Source organism: Sulfitobacter sp. GN1-4 (assembly GCF_055693825.1).
The window spans coordinates 1185144-1204660 of sequence record NZ_JBVFUQ010000003.1; the positions used below are offsets into that span (position 1 = coordinate 1185144).

Below are 19517 nucleotides of genomic sequence, written 5' to 3' on the forward strand. Positions count from 1 at the left end.
CGTCTGCAACGTTGTCAAGAGATCTGCCGCTGAACTGCGTCAGGGTGACGCAACGCAAAGGTTGACAGGTGAAATATTAGGCTATCCTATCCCCTAGTAGCGCAAGATTATTGCGCTTTTGAGGAGCCTTGACCATGACAGCCACCTCCCTACGCCCACCAAACCGACTGCTTTTGCTCTTGGAAGGGCGCGCCATCCCCGAAATGTTTGGCTTTGCCGCATCCTTGCCGACGCTGACAGCGCTCGCGCCGCGTGGAGAAGGGCAGCCGGTGCTGGTGCTGCCGGGTCTGACCACCAGCGACAGTTCAACCGTGGCCCTGCGCCGGTTTCTGCGCAGCAAGGGCTACAACGCCTACGGCTGGGAATTGGGTCTGAACTTTGGGCCACGCCCCGGGATCGAAACGGGGCTGCTCTCCCGGCTGGATGAGCTGCACGATAAATACGGTCAAAAGGTCAGCCTGGTTGGCTGGAGCCTTGGCGGCATCTATGCCCGTCAGATGGCCAAGATCATGCCCAAGAAAGTGCGCCAGGTGATCACCCTTGGCAGCCCTTTCAGAGGCGACCCGCGTGCGACCAATGCCTGGCGCGTCTATCAAATGGCGAGCGGTCAAAGCGTGGATGACGGCGAAAAACACATGGGCGGTGCGATTGCCAAAGCACCTTCAGTGCCCACAACCGCGATCTATTCCAAGACCGACGGGATCTGCGCCTGGCAGAACTGCATTGAGCAAGATACCGACACCACAGAGAATATCGAAGTCAAAGCAAGCCACTGTGGCCTCGGCCATCATCCGGCGGTTGTCTATGCCATCGCTGACCGGCTGTCCCAGCCCGATGGGGCGTGGAAGAAATTCGACCGCTCAGGCGCGAAATCTGTGGTATTTCCAAAACCGTCCTACGCTGAATAACGCCATAGGCATCTGTGCCCTAAGCATGGGTGCTGCTCAGGTGCCCCCACATCGATGGTGTAAGATGGCCGGATGACACATGTGGCACCGGTTCAAAAAAGCGATCCTGTGCAGATGGCACAACGCTATGTGATTGAACGCCCACGGCGCCGCTTGGGGCCTCTGCGGAAAAGTTACATTGGAAAGATGAAGCGACACCGTCCCGCTTCATCTTTCCTCTATAACTCAACAGCAACCCTAGCCGAACGCACCTCGGACCCTGGGGCGCGCGCGGCAGCATCAAAGCGACCTGCTTTTTGCCTTAACGCAAAAAGCACTACACAACCCGGCGAGCTGTCAGACCTCTCACCTGGTTGTGCACCTTAGGTGCGTGACTTTCCGCCTTAGGACTTCTTGTTATCCGTGGCCTCGGCAATGCTTTCCATCACACGGTCTTTGAGGATGCCAAAGGCGTCCGCGCTGCCCTGTTGCACCACCTGAGACATCTCGGTGGCGTTCTTGACCGTGGCATCAAACGACCGCTTCGCCATCTCCATCTGGCTGGTCATCATCGCCTGTGGATCGCTTATGCCGCCTTGCGCTTCTTGCACAGCGTCACTGATGTCCGCCAAAGCCGTCTCAAGGGCGGCGCGCTGTTTGGCCATCAGGTCTTGTGACGCCTGAGATCCCACTTGTGCCGCCGCTTGTAGCGCTTCGAGGTTCTTTCGGTGCCCATCCATCAATTGGCTCAAGTCCGGGCTGGGAATATTCAGGTTGGAACCAAAGTTCTGGAACATGTCCATGAAGGGGTTGTTGTCTTTGCTGTCTGCCATGTCTGCCTCCGGGGCTGTTAGGATGGGAGTTAGTTTAGGAACCGGGCTGCCTTACGGCAACAAAAGAGATTCAATCAGGTAGAGAACCACACCAACGCAGCCGCCAATGATCATGCCGTTAAACCGGATATACTGCAGGTCACGCCCTACATTGATCTCAATGAGCGTCAGAAGCTGCTGGATGTCCCAGGCTTTCACCTGATCGGCGACATACAGGGAAATGTTGCCGCGTTGCTGGGCCACGAGATTGCTCAGCACTGTGACCATGCCTGCGTTGATGTCGCGGCGCATATCTTGGGCACCGTCCAGCTTTGTGCCGATGTCCACAAAGAGGTCCGTCAGCCGGGCCACCAAGATGGAATCCTCCTTGGCCGCATCCTCCAGCACGTAAATACGCAAGTTGTCCCACAGGCTCTCAGCTGCTTGGGCAAGCTCTTTGCGCGCCAGCAGTTGCTGTTTCAGCGTCTCAACCCGATTGGCAAATGCTTTGGTCCGTTTGGTGCGGCGGATGTATTCTTTTAGGAAAACCTCAAACTCTTCGCGCAGCGGATGGTCCTTGTCTGCTTTGATCTCATCCAACAGATCCGTTGCCGCCACCACGAGCCGGTTCAAAACCAGGCGGTCCCCTTGCAGGATGTTAAAGAGCAACGGCAATTCGCGCTGCACTTTGCGGCGGATCACATCCAACGTGTCGTCATTGTTGAGAAAGCGGTGCATCGCGCCGATGACTTCATCCAAGAGCTTTTGGTGACGCCCTTCTTTGGTGAAGGACGTCATCACCTCACCAACCAGGGGCGCGATATCTGTTTGGGCCAGCTGGCCTGCCACGCGGTCGGAGGCAAAGCGCACGATGCCCTTTTGATCGACACTGTCCAACAGTTGCGGCAGCAAGCGCACGATAAACCGTGCCAAAGAGTCCGCACGGCTTGGAGAGGACAGCCAAACGGACATCTCACCTGCAAAGTCGATCTCACGCAGTTTGAGGGTGACAGGTTCTGGTGCCAGAAAGTTGTTCTCAATAAAGCGGCCCAGATTGTCGGCGATGCGGTGTTGGTTGGCCGGAATGATTGCCGTATGCGGAAAGGGCAGGTTCAGCGGGCGTTTGAAAATCGCCACAACCGCATACCAATCCGCAATGCCGCCAATGGTTGCGGCCTCAGCAAAGGCGGCCACGATCCCCAGGGCGGGATAGTGAATTTCCATGATTTTGGTCAGGATCAGCAGCAAAAAGCAGCCCAGCAAAACCAGGGTTGCCAGCATCTTGATACGTTGCAAAGCGGCCAGGCGCTCTACCTCGGGTCCTTCTAGGTTTCTCATAAGCCCGCCGCGTCTTGTTACACGCCTACATAGGGTGCGCACCGGGAAAAGTGCAATGCTGCGATGCGGCAATGAGAGCATCGTAGGGCCGATAATTGGGGGGATTCCAGTTGGTGTTTCGGGTGAAAAAGGGTCAGGCACACCAATCGGTACATTTGTGAGGTTATACTAATGTACTGAAAAATAATGATTATGAATAAGTTGACGTAATCCGACGCCACGTCAGTTTCGAAAAATGTTGCAATGCAGCATTGGAAACCCCAAATAGGTGTCATCCCGGGTTGAACAGCAACCGGGCCCCAGACATGGCTTAGAAAAGAATGGATGAGACAATGGCAACGAAGACAACAGCAAAGACCGCTGAAAAAGCAACCAAAGACGTCACAGAGAACGTGACCGAAGTGACAAACAAAGTCACCGAAGGCGCACGTGAGTTCGTCAAGCGCACCACAGACAGCGCACAAGAGCGCGTAGAGGGCATCTACGAAAGCTCCAAGACATATAACGCTCAGCTCGAAGATACACTCAAGCGCGCCGCATCTGGCTACACCAGCATCCTGGGTGGCATCGCAGAAGCAGCTTTCGCAAACGTGAACCACACATTGGCCGCCGTCGAAAAGATGGCCGAAGCGAAGTCCGTGTCCGACGCGATGAAAGTGCAGTCCGACTTCGTGCGTGAGCACACCGCACAGAACATGGAGCACGCACGCTCCGCATATGATTATGTTCGCGAAGTAGCCTCCGAAAACGCATCCTCCCTGCGTGAAGGTTACGCGAAAATGTGGCCTGCTGGCGGTAACAAAGCTGCCTAAGCTTTTACCGATCTCAGGATCACAAATTGAAAGCCCGCGTCCTCCCCGCGGGCTTTCTCGCGTTTTGAGGGGGCAGATCCCGCAACGTCATGATTGCGCGGTCGCAATGGTTCGGGCATGAACTATTTAGTCCACATGCGAACAAATTATGTCCAACTCTCTACGCGTCTTTCATCAGATACAAATCGCCCACAGCGCGCTCTTTCGGGCAGCTGACCAACGCACCCAGTCTGACGTTGGCTTGTCCACGACCCAGCTGGCGGTCTTGTTTGTCCTCAAGCGGCAAGACGGCGCCCCGATCTCAGAGATTGCCAAGACGCTGGCGATGGGCAAATCCAGCCTGACGGGACTGATTGACCGGATGTGCGACCGTGCGTTGGTGCGCCGGGCAGCATCGGCCGAAGATGGTCGCGTGACCCATGTATTTCTTGAACCCCAGGGGCAGGCGCTGCTCCAGTCCGGCAGCGCAGCGGTCAACGCGTTCAACGCCGCCTTGCTCGCACCCTTTGATGCGGCAGAGCAGGAGGTCATTGATCGGTTCCTGACCCATATATCCCAAAACGCCAATCAGATTATCTGCGGCCCGCCCGATGATCAGAAAGAACCAGATGACAGACCTTGAGCCTGCGATCACCCCGCTGACATTCCAGACCGAAGATGGCTGGACGCTTGAGGGTAGTCTCTATCGCGGTGCAGAGCCCAAAGTGGCCTTCATGATCTCTGCAGGCACAGGGTTCCCCCGCACATTCTATCACCACGCTGCCCGCCACCTTGCTGCCAAAGGGGCGGTTGTGTTGACCTACGACTATCGGGGGATGGGGGGCTCTAACAATGATGCAGGCCGCTTTGCGCAGATCGAATACACCGATTGGGGGCGGTACGACATGCCTGCGGCAGTCTCAGCGCTGAACCAGCACGCACAGGGGCTGCCGGTGGTTCATATCGCACACAGTGTCGGCGGGCATTTTCTGGGGCTGATGCCAAACCAGGACGTTCTGACAAAGCACGCATTTATCTCGGTTGGTACGGGTTTCTTTGGTGGGCATCACCTAAGCTACCGCCCCGTTGCAATGTTCTTTTGGTGGATCTTGGGGCCTATGTTGATCTGGCGAAACGGTGCCGTCACACCTGGGATCGGCTGGCAAGGCGAAGCGCTGCCGCCGCGATTGTTCCGTACTTGGCGGCGGTGGAGCATGCGCCGTCCTTATCTCAGCATCGATTTCGGGGATCGCTTAGAGCCGCAGCATTATGCGCAAGTGACCGCGCCTATCCGCGCCTGGGTGTTTCCCGATGATCCCATCGCCACCCCACGTGCGGCAGACGATCTGCTGAGTTTCTATCCCAACGCGCCGACCAAACGCGTCACCCGCAGCCCAGCCGACCTTGGTGTCCGGCGGATTGGGCATGAGGGTGCGTTTCGGAAAGGGCGCGAAACGCTTTGGGATGAAATCTGGGAATGGGCCTTGGGCTAAAGGCTGCAGATCAATGATCGACCGCCCCTAGACCGACGCCCAAACATCCAGGACATAACGGTCCTCAGACATCATCTGCTCCATCCAGGCATCTGCGGCCTCTGCGCTGACGTCTTTTTCCTCCTGATAGATCAGGGTCAAGGCGCGGCGCACATCAGGTTCCATCCGGCTGCCATCGCCACAGACAAAGACCTTGGCCCCTTTTTCAAGCAGCGCCCAGATGGCATCCCGCTGCTGGCGGATCACATCCTGGACATAGACCTTTGATTTCTCGGCACGGCTGAACGCCACGTGCAAATCGGCAATGCCATCGGCGGCGTATTGCTCCAGCTCTGTTTGATAGATGAAGTCCTGATCCGGGTGGCGGCACCCGAAAAAGAGCATGGCCTGGCCAAGCGACTTACCCGCCGCCTTTTGCGCGGCCCGCTCTTGTAAGAAGCCGCGAAATGGCGCGATGCCGGTTCCTGGCCCGACCATAATCACAGGGGCTGCAGGATCGTCTGGCAGGCGGAAGCCGTCGCTGGTGCCGCGCAGGCTTGCGTGCAAGGTCGTGCCCTCTGGGCTGTCTGCGAGGAAGTTCGAACAGACGCCTTTGAACTGTCCCAGCCCCGAGATCGCCGGGTCATCCACCACCCCAACGGTGATGGCGCATGTCGCAGGATCGTTCAGGGGCGAGGATGAGATCGAATAGTAGCGCGGTGTCATAACCGGCATCAGCTCCAGGAATACACCAAAGGGCACTTCACAAGCGGGGAACTGCTCAACCAAATCCAGCACAGACAAACGCTTTTGCTGGACGGCAGGTTTGTAGTCCTCCCCGGCCAAGGCCTCCAGCGCGGGTTTGGATTTTGGACAATCGGTATGGCGCGCCAGCGTGGCAACATCCTTGCGAGAGGCCACGGCCTGCAATTCCACCTGTTCTGTCAGCAGCTTGGCAGCATTCATCGCGGCCCCTGTGGGCAGTTGCGAATGCTCCTCGGCAGACGTGCTCAGACGGATCTGTGTATCAGCACCAAACCCAAAGCGGCGCAGCACGCGGCCCACAAGGGCGTCTGAATTGCGCGGCACAACGCTTAGGTGATCGCCGGACTGGTAGGTCATGCCCGCTGCCAGCTCAATCTCGATGTGTCGGGTGGAGCGGTGAGAGGCGGCGACATTCTGCAGCTCTTTGTTTGCTGCAACCACAACCGGTTTTGCCCCTGCTGCGGCGGCGACGGGGTTCGCTTCGGCCCCTGACAGCACCTCCACTTCATAAAGCGGTGCGGCGGCGGAGCCGCCATCCAGATCAATCTCAAGCCCGAGGTGCTGCGCTATGTTGCCCCAAATGGGACCTGCCCAGGCTTCGAATTGTTCATCAATGTCGTCCCGCGCGTCGCCTTCGGCGCGGTCAATGACGCGGGTTGCCCCCAGGGCCTCAAGCTGCGCATCAATCGCGCGCGGCGTGGCCTGGAACGTTGCAGCCCAATCGCTGTGCCCGCACCCGAAGACGGCAAAGTTCACGCCTTGCGCGCTGCCGGGTTCTGCTGATTGCAGCCATTCGACAAACTTCTGCGCATTGTCCGGTGGCACGCCATTGTAGGAGGCACAGGCAATCAGCACCACGCCGTCGCGGGGCAGCTTGCCAGTGTAGGCATCAAGCTCTCCTAAAGTGACGTCAAACCCGTTCTGATCGGCAGAGCGTGCAAGATCACGGGCATATTCCTCAGTTGTGCCCAGGTTTGAGCCATAAAGAACCAAGGCCGGTGTTCCGTGGCTGGGCCGGTTCGCACTGTCCGTCAGCCCCCCTGATTTTTCACCATCAGGCACCTGACCTGGCACGAGGGTGGAGCGGGTCACGTCCCCGCGCATCCGCACTTTCATCTTGAAGCCATCAGGCTTGATGGACATCGATTCCTTGATTTTCAGCTCATAATTGGTGTGATCGATCAAATCGAACCGTTGCAGGATCATCCCCATCACCAGCACCGCTTCTTGCATCGCAAACTGGCGTCCGATGCAGGCCCGCTGCCCGTTGCCGAAGGGCTTGTAGGCATTTACCGGACGGGCCGCGACGGCCTCTTTGCTGAAATGATCTGGGTTAAAGTCATCCGGGTTATCCCCCCAGATTTCCTTATCCCGGTGCAACATCAGGGTCAGCACGGTCGTAAAGGTGCGTTTCTTGAGCTTATATTTGCCGCCAATCACCTCATCCTCATAGGGATAGACTGAGAACGCGGGGGCTGTTGGCCAAAGGCGTAGGGCCTCATACAGGATCTGGCTGACGTATTGCAGCTGGTTCACCTGTTTAAGCGTCGGCACCTGGCTGATGTCACGGCCCAGCACGCGGTCAACTTCCTCATAGGCTTTGGCCAGCACATCTGGGTGTTGCAGCAGGTAATAAAGCGTAAAGGACATCAGCCCGCTTGTCGTTTCATGCCCTGCGATCAGGAAGGTGTTGATCTGGTAGCGGATGTTTTCGTCTGGCAGCGTCTCACCAGTTTCTTTGTCCACGCCTTCCAGCATGTAGTTCAGCAGATCGTTTTCACCTGACCCGCCGGTCTTGCGCCGCTCAGCGATGATGTCATCAACGAGCTTGTTCATGTAAGCCACGTCTTTGTCCATCTGGTCCAACCGGCGTTTCAGCAGCGTTTGCTCAAACGGCAGGCCGCGCTGCATCATGCAGGTCTCCAACGTGCGGGTCAGCGCGTTGATGAAAGGGTGATAATCCTCCCGGTAGAAAGAGTTGAAGCGGTAGTTAAAGCCACAGATGCCGATCGTATCCAGCGCAACAGCGGTCATGTCGTGGACAACGTCGATCTCATCATCGGCGTTCATCCGCTCCCATTTCATGCAGAGTTGGCTGGCCACGTCCTGCATCATCGGCATGTAGTTTGACATCGCTTGCCGTGAGAAGGTGGGCAACAGGATGTTATGCGCCTTTTGCCAATTGGGCTCTTGCGTGTCGCCCGTAAAAAGCCCGTCCCCGCCAATCGCGCGCACCCTGCGCAAAGAGCCGCGCACCGCTTTGTCAAAACGGCTTTCATCGCAAAGTTCGTCCACCAGATCATGGCCTGAGGCGATCACCATCGGTGTGCCCATCATGTCCATTCTGATGATCGGCCCCAACTCACGCGTTAGATCCATCAGGCTTTGCAGCGGCTGGTCCTTGTTGACGGACAGCACATTGCCCAGCAGCGGGGCCTTGTCAGGCATCGGGATGCGTTCAAGCTTGGATTCTTTGGTCGCAGATGTTTCAGACACTTTGCTTCCTTTCGCCAGGGAACCGGTAGGGCGGTTACTTGATCGGGAAAACGGCATCACGTCGATGCGACAGCGCACTGCCGCATTCCCCTGCTTTGCCAATTCCTCCCGTCTTATCGCGATGGTAGCGGATGCTGCGGCCTGCGTCCATCTGACTGGCTTCGGGGCGGCGAGCAGGATGGTAATTCCCGCCTGGCGGGAATAGTGATTTTCGCCAGATACTTACAAGGCTCTTGCAACCCAAGCGCGCAATGCGTTAGCACCGTAGGGGTTGGGCATACCGCCACGTCAACCGCCGTGCGTGACCTTGCCAACACAGAAAGTTGGAAGCTGCAGACCGCAGGCCAACGCAGGGTCGGGGGGCCGCGATGATAAAACTACTTCATGTCGAAGATGATGCCGACATCCGTGAGATTGCGAATTTGTCGCTGTCTTTGACCGGCGAATTTGAAATTGTTCAAAGCGAAGATGGTCAGGCGGCGGTGGCGCAGATTGAGACCTTCACACCGGACGTGATCTTGATTGACATGATGATGCCGGGCCTGACGGGGCCGGAAACGCTCGAAGAAATCAGGAAAGTGCCGCATCTCAGCGAAACGCCAGCAATTTTCATGACGGCACGCACAAGGGACGAAGACGTGGCCGCCCTGCGCGCCCTTCACCGGGTGGATGTCATCAGCAAGCCGTTCGATCCAATGAGCTTGCCCGAAGAGATCAAAACCATTCTTGCGAAAGTCTAAGGTCTGTCGGAAATCGCACCGGGGCCATCGCGGCTAGAGCGGCGTGCCAGGTTGGTCCGCTAATTGTCCCGCGTCTTCCAGCAGCGCGCAGCAATCCACGACAAACTGGTCCAGTTGAACAATCAGGCCGCCGGGGCAGGTGGCGTCCTGCGCCTCTGGGCTGGCCAGGTGCACCAAAATCTCGTTTTCACAAAAGCTGGCCGCATCGCCAAGCGTTGCGAAACCCAAAGATCCCGCCGTGCCTGAGATTTGATGCAAGATCTTCTGCGCCCCTGAAAGGTGTTCATTGATCTCTTCCGAGGATTTGCCGTCCCATGCACTAACCGCATGCGCAGCGATGTTCTTCTGACGCTCATGCAGCATTTCCAGAAAACGGAACTTCACCTGCTCAATGCCGGGGATTTGGTCTGCTATGTCTTTCATCTGGTGCATCTTACTCGGTAACAGATTTATGCGCCGCTGGAGCCGTCCGTTTGGTGTGCGTAAGACGGCGGCCAGCGGCGCTAGGGGAACGGGTTCAATGTGCCCAAGGACTGTGGCGCAATTTTGACCCTTCAAGCGGTTATTCGCGCCCCATTGCCTTGTTCTTGAACATTTTCAGCAGGTTTAGATGACCGCTTTCTCCACGAAGGGGACCTTTTCCTCAATGCGGGCATAGTTGAACGGGGTCAGATCAAGCGTGCGGTAAGAACCATATGAAATCCACTCAGCAAGCCCGCGGCCCATGGCGGGGGATTGCTGCAACCCGTGGCCGGAAAATCCGTTCAAAAACAAGAAATTGCCTACCTTTGTGTGAGGTCCGATCACCGCATTCTGATCGAAGGTGTTATAGGCATAATGCCCCACCCACTCATTGATGACCTTGACCTCTTCGAATGCCGGCACGCGGGTCGCGATGGCCGGCCAGACCTTGTCTTGCCAAAGCGCGTGATCAAATGCGAAATCGTCGAATGCGACGTCCGGGTCTTCATCGGGGGGACAACCAGCAAGGTAGTACCGCCCCTCAGACCGCATATGAACGCCCGACGGGTCGATGGTCAGTGGCAGATCACGGTCCAAGGGGCGCGCGGCATCAAAGATATAGGTATAGCGTTTACGCGGACGGACTGGCAGTTCCAGCCCGGCCATGCGCGCTGTGGCAACCGCCCTGGGACCAGAGGCGTTGACGACGACGCCGCACCCAACGCTTTGACCAGATTGCAGTGTGACGCTTTGCACTGCAGTGCCTGGGTCATTCAACGTCATGTCCACCACAGTGTCGTGGATGTATTCCACCCCATTTCGGCGGGCCATACGTTTGAACCAGTCAAACATGGTGCCGCCGTCAAAATACCCCTCATCCACCGTGTTGTGATTGCCCGCAACGATATCATCCAGCTGGTAGAAGGGATATTCCGCCGCGATCTCTTCGCGGCTCATGTGCCGGGTCTGCGCGCCCAGCGCCATTTGCAGGCCTTGGGCCTCTTTCAAGGTCTGCGCAAAGCCGTCAGTGTCTGCCAGATAGAGGTATCCGTAACTTTGCAGCACCAGATCGGGCACATCCGGCGCATCGCCCATGAAGTGGCGGAAGTTCTTTATGAACTCTGCGCCAAACTGGGAAATCTGGATGTTGGTTTTGTTTGAAAATTGCTGGCGGATGCAGGAATTGGTGTGGCTGGTTGAGGCGAATTCATAGCTTGGATCCCGCTCCACCACCAGAACGCGCCCGTCAAAGCCGGGCATCTGTGTCAGCCACCAGGCCAGTGAAGAGCCATAGATGGCACCGCCAACGATCACCACATCATAGGTCGCGTGTTCGGCTGTCATTGCTTTCCTTTCTAAACCTGAAACGGCTGTTCCAATGCCTTTTCCACCATGAACAATCGGTCCTGCCCATAGAACATGTCGCCGCCGACAAAATAGGTGGGCGATCCAAAGACAGTGCGCGCAATGGCTTCGTCGGTGTTGGCCTTGTGTTGCGCCTGAACCGCGTCACTTTGCGCGGCCGTCACCAGAGCCGCCCCATCCAGGCCGCAGCCATCAGCAAGCCGCGCAATCGTGTTTGTATCGGCCAAATCCGCATCATCGCGCCAATGTGCCTGCAACAGCGCCTGGCTCAGTTGCACCTGGTTCCGCTTGGCCGCAATAATGGCACCATTGGCCAGCCCAAGCGGGTTGTCGTGATGCGTAGGACGAACGCGCATGATGGGCAGGCCGCGGATCTCCGCCCAGCGCACCAGTTCGCGGCCAAAGAAATAGTCAATATGCGCCGCTGTGCGGTCCTTGAATGCGGGGCTGCGCGCGGCCTCAACCACGGGCAGGAAATCAAAGGGCCGGTGCACCACCTGCGCGCCAGCCTGCGCTGCAATACGCTCCAGCTCCCATGCGCCCAGATAGGCATAGGCGGAATGGGCCGAATAAAAGTATTCAATGGACTGAGGCACAGCAGGCTCCTTTCCCGTGACAGAACCGGGGAAAGGGCCGCAGGTCAAGCGGCTTGCGGCGCGAGGGTCCCCCACGCGTCATAGCATGTCGTATTTTGCATTGAGCGTCGGCGCGCTTTCCGTAAAGTCCTGAGCATGAACACACCCCTGATCGACAACCTGCAATACGCCAATTTCTCACCGCGCATTTTTGAGCAGATGCGTGAGGGCGGCGTGGACGCGGTCCATGTCACCATCGCCTATCACGAAAGCTTTCGGGAAATGGTGCTGAACCTGGAGCAATGGAACCGCTGGTTCGAAGAGCATCCAGACCTGATTTTCAAAGGGCTGACCGCATCAGATGTCACCCGCGCGCAGCAAGAGGGCCGCACCGCGATCTTCTTTGGGTTTCAAAACCCAAGCCCCATCGAAGATGACATTGGCCTGGTTGAGATTTGCCACCAGCTGGGCATCCGCTTCATGCAGCTGACCTATAACAATCAGTCTTTGCTTGCGACGGGCTGTTATGAAGAGGATGACACAGGCCTTACCCGGATGGGCAAACAGGTGGTGCGCGAAATGAACCGGGTCGGCATGGTGGTGGACATGAGCCATTCCGCCGAACGCTCTACGCTGGAGGCGATTGAGCACGCCACGCGCCCCATTGCCATCACCCATGCCAACCCGCATTGGTGGCACCCGGCTTTGCGCAACAAATCAGACACCGTGCTAAAGGCGCTGACCCAAGCGGGCGGCATGTTGGGCTTTTCGGTCTACCCTCACCACCTTGCGGGCGGCACCGAGTGCACCTTGGACAGCTTTTGCGCCATGGTGGCGGAGGCTGCGGAGCGATATGGCGCGCAGCATTTGGGCATCGGAACTGACCTCTGCCAAGACCAGCCTGACAGCGTGGTTGAATGGATGCGGGTCGGGCGCTGGAGCAAGGTGATCGACTACGGCGAAGGCTCAGCCAGCAATGCAGGTTTCCCGCCAATGCCAGAATGGTTCCACGACAACCGCGATTTTGGCAACATCCGGCGCGGGCTTTTGGCGGTGGGCCTGTCTGAGGCTGAGACAGACGGCATCATGGGCGGCAATTGGCACCGCTTTTATGAAGAAAGCTTTGGTCCGCAATGAAAGACATCCAGCTCCCACCAGAAGGTCCGCTGCGTCCACCATCCACTGTGATGCGGCTTGCTCGTATGGGATCCATGTTCCCCACGCGGCTCAGCTTTTTGCGTGCGCTGACCCGCCGGATGGCGGCCGAAAAGGTGACCGTATCGCGACCCGTGTGGGAGATGTGCAAAGACGGTTTTGGTCATGCGGTCTATTCGGTCACCCTGGGCGGGCACACCTATTCATTGGTCGCCGTCTCCACCGACCTGCCGCCTGAGCTGCGCACCGACCGGGTGATCGCCACCGCTTGGGACAGTGCCTATGTCCTTTATGACGGCGTGCCCGATGCGGATGAGATCGCGCGCATCACCGCTGCTGCCCCCGGCAAGAGGCTGCGCGCTTTACCGAACGTGATCTGATCCTAAGCCGGGCCAACAAATCTGTGCGCCTTTTTGCCCATGTGGTTGAGGCCCTGCGCGCCGGGCGCCAGCCTGACCGCCAGATGATCCGCGATGTGGGCTATCTGATGCGCACGACAGCCGTTTATGGCAACGGCAAATTTGGCATCGCCGACCGGAACCTTTTTCACGACCGCCCCGGTGTTGAAGGGCCGTTCGCGGCTGAAATGCTCACCGTTTGGCTGATCCGGCACTTTACCCATGATCTCGTGGAACACGTGGGCGGCGCACCGCTTGACCGGGCGCTTAAGCGGCATTTGGGGATTGGGAACTCCACAGGCCTTGGGATGGCACCGTTTCTGGTGACCCATCCGGTGCTTTTGAACAACTGGATGTTGGCGCGCGAAACGGCGCTGGCACGGGTGCGCGCGCTTGAAACGCTGACGCCTGAACAACAGGACCGGTTAAGCACGCTTGCCGCGCGCGCCGCGCGCCATCTGGCGGAATGGGAAGTGCCTGACCCAGAACACCAGGCCCGAATTGAGACGCTGCGCACCGATTGGGCCAAGGCCAGCGCCCGCTTTGATTTCTCCGTCCCCTTCCCCCTTGAGGCGCTGATGCAATCGCTTGAGGGGGCAAGTTGTGACGTGCAAGAGCTGGCCGTGGCCCTTGTGCTGGAGCCTTTTGGCGATCTGGTAGATGGGCTGACGGACTGTATGGGCGATCCCTTTGGGGCCCTGAGCATACCGCTGAAAGACACCCAAACGCTGCGCCAGCATATTGAGGCCCATTTCCCCTGGGCGCTGATCCCCGACTATGACGCGCCCGAGAACTGTGGCCAGTTCTGGTATGTCTCTGAGGCCAAGCAGGAACCCCGTCTGGGGTTGCGATTTGAAGAAGACGGTGCCGCATTAGAAAGCCCTCTCGACATTGGCCGCCGGATCAAGGCGCTTTATGCAGATCTGCCTTCACAAAATATGGCGGTGTCGGATCTGTTGGCGGCACATCCCGACCATGGCTTGGCCCTGTCACGGGTCCAGATCGGCACGCGCTATCCCTACGCCGAAATCCAGGACAACCTGATTGCCACCAGCTGTTTGCCGATCGACATGCTGCGCTGCAAATTGTCGTTCTTTGGTGCGTCTAAGTTCGATCCCAAATCAGACCGCTGGACCCGGATCACGCTCTGTCAGGGCGCCCCCTTGGCAGATGAGCTGCAGGACGAGGCGGATGATTGGTGGTTGCCGGTCTTTGCGGCATGAAGGTTTCTGCCAATGAGGTGATGGCCCTTGTGGGCAAAGCCGCGCGCGGGGCAGGGGCCCCCGCCGGGCAAGCCGCCGCCTTTGGGCAGGCGGCGCTGCACCATCTTGCGTTGGGCAAGGATCTCTGCCGATCTGGTTGCCGCTCTGAACGCGCTGCCGGGTGGTCCGATCTTGGAAATGCCGCTCCTGTTGTCCCGTCTGTTGGAGCGCTCGCAAGATGGTGAGGCCCAAGGGCATCTGGCACCCGCAGGCCCTTTGTCGCTCATGCAAAGCTATCTCAGCGCGCAACCCTTTGCGACCGATGTGATCCAAAACGCAGGGGGCCTAGAGGTCACCGCTTTCCTCACCCGACCGAATGCCGCGCCGGTGGTCACGCGGGTTGATTTGCCTGACGATCTGGCAAGTCTTTTGAACAGGCTGGCGGCAAAGACTTTTGTGCCCGAAACTGCGGCCTCTCGTTTGTCTGGTGCGGGCGCTGGGCTGACGGACAACGACTGACCGACCGCGCTTTCAAACGAAACTCTTTGGCATCCTGTTGATCCACATGCCGCCGTCAGCGCCCCCTTGGCTTGGCGCGCAGCGTGGGATCGGCCACTGTGGGGTCCTCTGGCCAGGGGTGTTTGGGATAGCGCCCGCGCATGTCTTTGCGCACATCCGCATATGAGCTGGTCCAGAACCCCGGCAGATCCATGGTCACTTGAACGGGGCGTTGCGCGGGGGACAGCAGCGTGATTTTCAGCGGCTGCCCAGCCACTTGGGGGTGGCGGGTCACGCCAAAAAGCTCTTGCAGCCGCAGCGCGATCTGAGGGGCGTCGCCGTCATAGTCGATCGCGACCTGACGGCCCAGTGGTGTTTCAAAATGTCCGGGAGCGGCGCGGTCAAGCGCCTGTTGCTGCTCCCAGCTCAGCCGCGCCCGCAGGGCTGGCAACAGATCAAAACCTTTCCAATCAGCGGCACTTTTCACGCCGCCCAGATGGGGCAGCAGCCAATCCTCCAAAGTCTCCATCAAATGCGTCTCGCTAAAGTCTGGAAACGCGTCATCCATCAGCCGCGCGCGGGCCAGGAAACGTGCAGCGCCTTTGCCGGGACGCATCCCCAGTTGGCGCACCCCCTCCAGCATCGCGACCGCGATGGCCTCTTGCGGGGCATCGGGCCATAGCCTGTCCTCCAGCACCAAAGCACCAAACCGCTCTTGCCGCCGGGTCAGCACGCGGCCTTCGCGTTTGGACCAAAGACACAGATCCTGCCAGGTGATCTGATCGGTAAAAAGGGCGCGCAAATGTGCATCGCTGATGACTGCCGCCTGGCGCACCTTGGCCTCTCGGGGATCGCCGTCAAGATCGGTGGCGACGATCAATCTGGCCCCGGCCAGGGCATCGCCTTCGGGCAGGATGGCCCCTTTGCCACCTGAGAGGACAAATCGGGGCGCGTCCCCTTTGCGGCGCAGTCCTACCCGGTCTGGATAGGCCAGTGCCGCAAGCGCGCCGATGTCCTCCGGCCCCTCTGCGCGGTGGCCTTTGGTCAAACGTTTAGCCTCTTGCCGGATGCGCGCCAGGGTCGGGGTATGGGGCGGCAGCGGCGTGTCTTTGCCCGCGATGGCCGCCATCCGCAGAGCCAGATCCACGCCCGCGCCGCGCATCGGGTCACGCTCTGCCAGAAGCGCGGCAAAGGTAGGCGCAACAGTCCCCCCTCGGCTGACCATATGGGCCAGCCGCGGATGCAAGGGCATCCGCGCAATCGCCCGGCCATGCGTGGTGATGCGGCCCTGCGCATCAAGAGCGTCCAGCATGTGCAAAACCGTGCGGGCCTCAGCCAGACGCCCGTCGTGTGGGGGCGTCACGAAAGATAAATCCGCCGCATCCGTTCCCCAGGCCGCAAGCTCAAGCGCAAATCCCGTCAGATCGCCCGCCTCAATCTCGGCAGGGGGATAGGCGGCCAGCGCACCGTCTTCGCCTTTTGTCCAAAGCTTGTAGGCCACCCCTGCGCTGATACGTCCCGCGCGGCCTGCGCGCTGGGTGGCCTCTGCACGCGTCACTTTCTCTGTCACCAGCCGCGACATGCCCGAGGCCGCATCAAACCGCGCCCGCCGCGCGCGCCCTGCATCCACGACAATCCGAATGCCTTCGATGGTCAGGGATGTCTCCGCAATGGAGGTGGCCAGTACAACTTTTCGCCCGTCCCGCACAGGCTCAATCGCCCGGCGCTGCGCTTTCAGATCCATCGCGCCAAATAGGGGGGCAATTACGCAATCGGGTGCCAAGCGGGCAGACAATAGGGCTTCGGTGCGCCGGATCTCGCCCTCACCGGGGAGGAAAACCAGGGCAGAGCCTGGGGCCTCGGCCAGCGCCTTGCAGACCAAATCGGCTGTGGCTTCTTCAAGCCGTTGTTTGCCTATGGGCCGCTCAAGCCATTTGGGTGTGACGGGAAAAGTCCGGCCTTCTGACGTTACAACAGGGGCCGACATCAGGGCGGCGACGGGGGCGGCCTCCAGCGTGGCGGACATGGCGACCAGCAACAGGTCATCGCGCAGCGCCTCGGCGACCTCTAGACACAGCGCCAGGCCCAAATCAGCGTTCAAGGATCGTTCGTGAAATTCATCAAAGATCACCGCCCCGACACCGGGCAAGTCAGGCGCGTCTTGCAGCATCCGCGTCAGGATGCCTTCGGTCACCACCTCAATGCGCGTCGCAGCGCTGACGGTTGAGGCCCCGCGCATCCGGTAGCCGACGGTCTGCCCTGCAGGCTCGCCCAAGGTCTGCGCCATCCGTTCCGCTGCCGCGCGCGCGGCCAGGCGGCGCGGCTCCAGCATCAGGATCTTACCCCCAGTCACTGACGCCTCCAGCATGGCCAAAGGCACGCGGGTCGTCTTGCCCGCCCCCGGCGGGGCCTGCAGCACCACCCGTCCTGCACGGCGCAAAACCTCAATCACTTCGGGCAGGACGGCATCAATGGGCAAAGCGTCAGACATGGGGCGGTTATCAATCAATCTGCGGGCAAGGCCAAGGGGTGCGCAGGGGATGGACAATCGGCAGACAGGACAGCAGAACAGGGCCATGGATACGCAAGACTTAGCCGCAAGGATCACCGCAGGAGAGCGCCGCGCGCTGGCCCGCGCCATCACGTTGGTGGAATCAGGTCGCCACGATCACCGCGCAGAGGCGGCTGCATTGCTGGCGGCCTTGCCCCAAGACCGCCAAGCCCTGCGCATCGGTCTTTCAGGCACGCCGGGGGTGGGGAAATCCACATTCATCGAGAGCTTTGGGATGATGTTGATCCGCAAAGGGCTGCGGGTGGCTGTTCTGGCCGTTGATCCATCGTCTTCCCGCTCAGGCGGGTCCATCCTGGGGGATAAGACGCGGATGGATCTTCTCAGCCGGGAGGCCAATGCGTTCATCCGTCCTTCGCCAAGTCAAACGCACCTGGGCGGCGTGGCCCGCCGCACCCGCGAAGCGGTGCGCCTGTGTGAGGCGTCAGGCTTTGACGTTGTGTTGATCGAAACCGTTGGCGTGGGGCAATCGGAAACGGTCGTGGCTGAAATGTCGGACCTTTTCTTGTTGTTGCTGGCACCAGCGGGCGGCGATGAGTTGCAAGGCGTCAAACGCGGCATCATGGAAATGGCGGATGTCATTTTGATCAACAAGGCAGACGGTGATCTGAAAGCCGCAGCCACCCGTACTTGTGCGGATTATGCAGGGGCCTTGCGGCTGCTGCGCAAACGGCCCCAAGACCCCGACGGGTTCCCCTGCGCGATGACAGTATCCGCGCTTGAAGAGAACGGGTTGGAGGATGCTTGGACGCAGATGCAAACCTTGATGGACTGGCGTCGCAATGCGGGGTTCTGGGAAAGGACGCGGGCCGCGCAGGCGCGCTATTGGTTCTCAGAAGACGTCAAACAACGGCTGCTGGCGCAATTGGAAGAGCCACAGGTGCGCGGGGCGTTGGAGGCCTTGGGCGCTAAGGTGGCCGCAGGTCAAACCGATCCCTCAGCGGCGGCACAAGAATTCATCGAGACCTTGGGGCGGTAGCCCGGCTTTTTGCAAAGAGCCCTATCGAAGCCTTTAAAGGCTTCGCACCGCTTTCTTCAAAGAAAGCGCGCTACCCTGCTTTTGGATGCGCGCGGTTGTAGACTTCCATCAAACGCGCCGTATCCACAGCCGTATAGGCCTGGGTTGTGGAAAGCGACGCGTGCCCCAGCAACTCCTGAATGGCGCGCAAATCCCCGCCTGCATCCAGCAAATGGGTCGCAAAGCTGTGCCGTAAGGCATGAGGGGTCGCGGTGGCGGGCAAGCCCAGCTGCATCCGCGCATCTGCCATCACCTTGGAAATCGCCCGTCCGTTTAATGGCCCGCCCCGGATCGCACGGAAAAGCGGCGCGTCGCGTTCTTGGGGGTAGGGGCAAAGCCGCAGATAATCCGCCACCGCCTGCTTGGCGGCAGGCAGGACCGGCACCACACGCTCCTTGCCCCCTTTGCCCAGGATGCGCAGGCTGTCTGGCAATGGCGCATCCTTGCCCTGCAAGCCCAATGCCTCAGAAATGCGCAGCCCGCAGCCCCAAAGAAGCGTCAACACCGCCACATCGCGGGCTGAGACCCAAGGGCGGTCTGATTGGATCTCTACGCAGTCGATCATGGCTTTGGCGGCATCAACGGCCAGGGGACGGGGTAGGCGTTTTTGAAACTTCGGCGCGCGGGCTGAAAGCACTGCCGTAGGCTCAAACCCTTCGCGTTCGGCCAGCCAGCGATAGAACGCTTTGACCGCTGAAAGCTTACGCGCCATGGAACGGGGCCCCAGATTTGGCCCGCGCGTCCGCGCCATCCAGGAGCGCATGTCGCTGATGGTGATCTGTGCCAGCGCTGCAAGGCCCTGACGTTCGCCTTTGTGCTCTGTGATGAAGGCCAGGAAATCGGCCACATCGCCCTGATAGGCTGTGATCGTGTTTTCAGCAGCCCCTTTCAAGGCCCGCTGATGGCTCAACCACCCTTGCAGCACATCCCGCGCCGCCGGGCTGATCAGCCCTATGTCATGGGACATGTCCGGT

At 59.3% G+C, this 19517-nt stretch carries 16 protein-coding genes and 1 pseudogene; 9 read left to right on the forward strand and 8 right to left on the reverse strand.

Features of this window, described 5'->3' with window-relative positions; all coding sequences use genetic code 11:
• The first annotated feature begins 134 nt into the window (after positions 1–134).
• Entirely contained in the window at positions 135–908 is a 774-nt protein-coding gene (locus ACZ1HM_RS06320; protein WP_472742020.1) for an esterase/lipase family protein, read from the forward strand.
• Between the two features lie 383 nt (positions 909–1291).
• Here the strand turns inward: ACZ1HM_RS06320 and ACZ1HM_RS06325 are convergent, their stop codons facing one another.
• Together ACZ1HM_RS06325 and ACZ1HM_RS06330 are read right to left on the reverse strand one after the other, a co-directional pair.
• The gene (locus tag ACZ1HM_RS06325; protein WP_472742021.1) at positions 1292–1720 is read right to left on the reverse strand and encodes a phasin family protein; all 429 of its coding nucleotides are present in this window, start codon (positions 1718–1720) and stop codon (positions 1292–1294) included.
• 51 nt (positions 1721–1771) lie between these two features.
• Positions 1772–3037: a DUF445 domain-containing protein gene (locus ACZ1HM_RS06330; protein WP_472742022.1), complete on the reverse strand. Its 1266-nt coding sequence runs from the start codon at positions 3035–3037 to the stop codon at positions 1772–1774.
• Between the two features lie 332 nt (positions 3038–3369).
• Between ACZ1HM_RS06330 and ACZ1HM_RS06335 the strand changes: the two genes are divergently transcribed.
• From ACZ1HM_RS06335 to ACZ1HM_RS06345, 3 genes are all read left to right on the forward strand, one after another.
• Positions 3370–3849, forward strand: coding sequence for a phasin family protein (locus tag ACZ1HM_RS06335; protein WP_472742023.1), 480 nt, complete (start codon positions 3370–3372; stop codon positions 3847–3849).
• A 148-nt stretch (positions 3850–3997) separates the two neighbouring features.
• Complete coding sequence (locus ACZ1HM_RS06340) at positions 3998–4471, forward strand: MarR family winged helix-turn-helix transcriptional regulator (protein ID WP_472742024.1); 474 nt, start codon at positions 3998–4000, stop codon at positions 4469–4471.
• Positions 4458–5321: an alpha/beta hydrolase family protein gene (locus ACZ1HM_RS06345; RefSeq protein WP_472742025.1), complete on the forward strand. Its 864-nt coding sequence runs from the start codon at positions 4458–4460 to the stop codon at positions 5319–5321. The genes ACZ1HM_RS06340 and ACZ1HM_RS06345 overlap by 14 nt, the downstream gene beginning before the upstream one ends.
• A gap of 27 nt (positions 5322–5348) precedes the next feature.
• Here ACZ1HM_RS06345 and ACZ1HM_RS06350 read toward each other — a convergent pair whose 3' ends face one another.
• On the reverse strand, positions 5349–8561 hold the full coding sequence (locus ACZ1HM_RS06350; RefSeq protein WP_472742026.1) for a bifunctional cytochrome P450/NADPH--P450 reductase: 3213 nt from the start codon (positions 8559–8561) through the stop codon (positions 5349–5351).
• Between the two features lie 368 nt (positions 8562–8929).
• Between ACZ1HM_RS06350 and ACZ1HM_RS06355 the strand changes: the two genes are divergently transcribed.
• A complete protein-coding gene (locus tag ACZ1HM_RS06355) occupies positions 8930–9301 on the forward strand; it encodes a response regulator (RefSeq protein ID WP_472742027.1) in 372 nt (123 codons plus the stop codon).
• A gap of 33 nt (positions 9302–9334) precedes the next feature.
• Here ACZ1HM_RS06355 and ACZ1HM_RS06360 read toward each other — a convergent pair whose 3' ends face one another.
• From ACZ1HM_RS06360 to ACZ1HM_RS06370, 3 genes are all read right to left on the reverse strand, one after another.
• Positions 9335–9724 (reverse strand): phosphorelay protein, encoded by a 390-nt coding sequence (locus tag ACZ1HM_RS06360; RefSeq protein ID WP_472742028.1) that lies wholly within the window; start codon positions 9722–9724, stop codon positions 9335–9337.
• A gap of 183 nt (positions 9725–9907) precedes the next feature.
• A complete protein-coding gene (locus ACZ1HM_RS06365; RefSeq protein WP_472742029.1) occupies positions 9908–11107 on the reverse strand; it encodes an NAD(P)/FAD-dependent oxidoreductase in 1200 nt (399 codons plus the stop codon).
• Between the two features lie 11 nt (positions 11108–11118).
• Positions 11119–11724: a DsbA family protein gene (locus tag ACZ1HM_RS06370; protein WP_472742030.1), complete on the reverse strand. Its 606-nt coding sequence runs from the start codon at positions 11722–11724 to the stop codon at positions 11119–11121.
• A 135-nt stretch (positions 11725–11859) separates the two neighbouring features.
• On the opposite strand from ACZ1HM_RS06370, the gene ACZ1HM_RS06375 reads away from it, so the two are divergent.
• The 3 genes and pseudogenes from ACZ1HM_RS06375 (at position 11860) to ACZ1HM_RS06385 (ending at position 14977) form a co-directional block, all read left to right on the forward strand.
• Complete coding sequence (locus ACZ1HM_RS06375) at positions 11860–12840, forward strand: membrane dipeptidase (protein ID WP_472742031.1); 981 nt, start codon at positions 11860–11862, stop codon at positions 12838–12840.
• Positions 12837–14479: pseudogene (locus tag ACZ1HM_RS06380) on the forward strand (hypothetical protein). Before ACZ1HM_RS06375 ends, ACZ1HM_RS06380 begins: the two are co-directional and overlap by 4 nt.
• A 105-nt stretch (positions 14480–14584) precedes the next feature.
• The gene (locus tag ACZ1HM_RS06385; protein WP_472742032.1) at positions 14585–14977 is read left to right on the forward strand and encodes a hypothetical protein; all 393 of its coding nucleotides are present in this window, start codon (positions 14585–14587) and stop codon (positions 14975–14977) included.
• A gap of 55 nt (positions 14978–15032) precedes the next feature.
• On the opposite strand, the gene hrpB is transcribed toward ACZ1HM_RS06385, so the two are convergent.
• Positions 15033–17447 carry an ATP-dependent helicase HrpB gene (gene hrpB, locus ACZ1HM_RS06390; protein ID WP_472742033.1) on the reverse strand — a complete coding sequence of 805 codons (2415 nt, stop codon included), beginning with the start codon at positions 17445–17447 and terminating at the stop codon, positions 15033–15035.
• A gap of 85 nt (positions 17448–17532) precedes the next feature.
• Here hrpB and meaB point away from each other — a divergent pair, with 85 nt between their 5' ends.
• Complete coding sequence (gene meaB, locus ACZ1HM_RS06395; protein WP_472742034.1) at positions 17533–18504, forward strand: methylmalonyl Co-A mutase-associated GTPase MeaB; 972 nt, start codon at positions 17533–17535, stop codon at positions 18502–18504.
• Positions 18505–18574: 70 nt separating this feature from the next.
• Here meaB and ACZ1HM_RS06400 read toward each other — a convergent pair whose 3' ends face one another.
• Complete coding sequence (locus tag ACZ1HM_RS06400) at positions 18575–19510, reverse strand: tyrosine recombinase XerC (RefSeq protein WP_472742035.1); 936 nt, start codon at positions 19508–19510, stop codon at positions 18575–18577.
• Positions 19511–19517: the final 7 nt, after the last annotated feature.

What these genes read in the sequence shown, in the direction of transcription:
- ACZ1HM_RS06320 (WP_472742020.1), top strand. Translation starts at nt 135, where the DNA reads ATGACAGCCACCTCCCTACGCCCACCAAACCGACTGCTTTTGCTCTTG.
- ACZ1HM_RS06325 (WP_472742021.1), bottom strand. Translation starts at nt 1,720, where the DNA reads ATGGCAGACAGCAAAGACAACAACCCCTTCATGGACATGTTCCAGAAC.
- ACZ1HM_RS06330 (WP_472742022.1), bottom strand. Translation starts at nt 3,037, where the DNA reads ATGAGAAACCTAGAAGGACCCGAGGTAGAGCGCCTGGCCGCTTTGCAA.
- ACZ1HM_RS06335 (WP_472742023.1), top strand. Translation starts at nt 3,370, where the DNA reads ATGGCAACGAAGACAACAGCAAAGACCGCTGAAAAAGCAACCAAAGAC.
- ACZ1HM_RS06340 (WP_472742024.1), top strand. Translation starts at nt 3,998, where the DNA reads ATGTCCAACTCTCTACGCGTCTTTCATCAGATACAAATCGCCCACAGC.
- ACZ1HM_RS06345 (WP_472742025.1), top strand. Translation starts at nt 4,458, where the DNA reads ATGACAGACCTTGAGCCTGCGATCACCCCGCTGACATTCCAGACCGAA.
- ACZ1HM_RS06355 (WP_472742027.1), top strand. Translation starts at nt 8,930, where the DNA reads ATGATAAAACTACTTCATGTCGAAGATGATGCCGACATCCGTGAGATT.
- ACZ1HM_RS06360 (WP_472742028.1), bottom strand. Translation starts at nt 9,724, where the DNA reads ATGAAAGACATAGCAGACCAAATCCCCGGCATTGAGCAGGTGAAGTTC.
- ACZ1HM_RS06365 (WP_472742029.1), bottom strand. Translation starts at nt 11,107, where the DNA reads ATGACAGCCGAACACGCGACCTATGATGTGGTGATCGTTGGCGGTGCC.
- ACZ1HM_RS06375 (WP_472742031.1), top strand. Translation starts at nt 11,860, where the DNA reads ATGAACACACCCCTGATCGACAACCTGCAATACGCCAATTTCTCACCG.
- hrpB (WP_472742033.1), bottom strand. Translation starts at nt 17,447, where the DNA reads ATGTCTGACGCTTTGCCCATTGATGCCGTCCTGCCCGAAGTGATTGAG.
- meaB (WP_472742034.1), top strand. Translation starts at nt 17,533, where the DNA reads ATGGATACGCAAGACTTAGCCGCAAGGATCACCGCAGGAGAGCGCCGC.
- ACZ1HM_RS06400 (WP_472742035.1), bottom strand. Translation starts at nt 19,510, where the DNA reads ATGTCCCATGACATAGGGCTGATCAGCCCGGCGGCGCGGGATGTGCTG.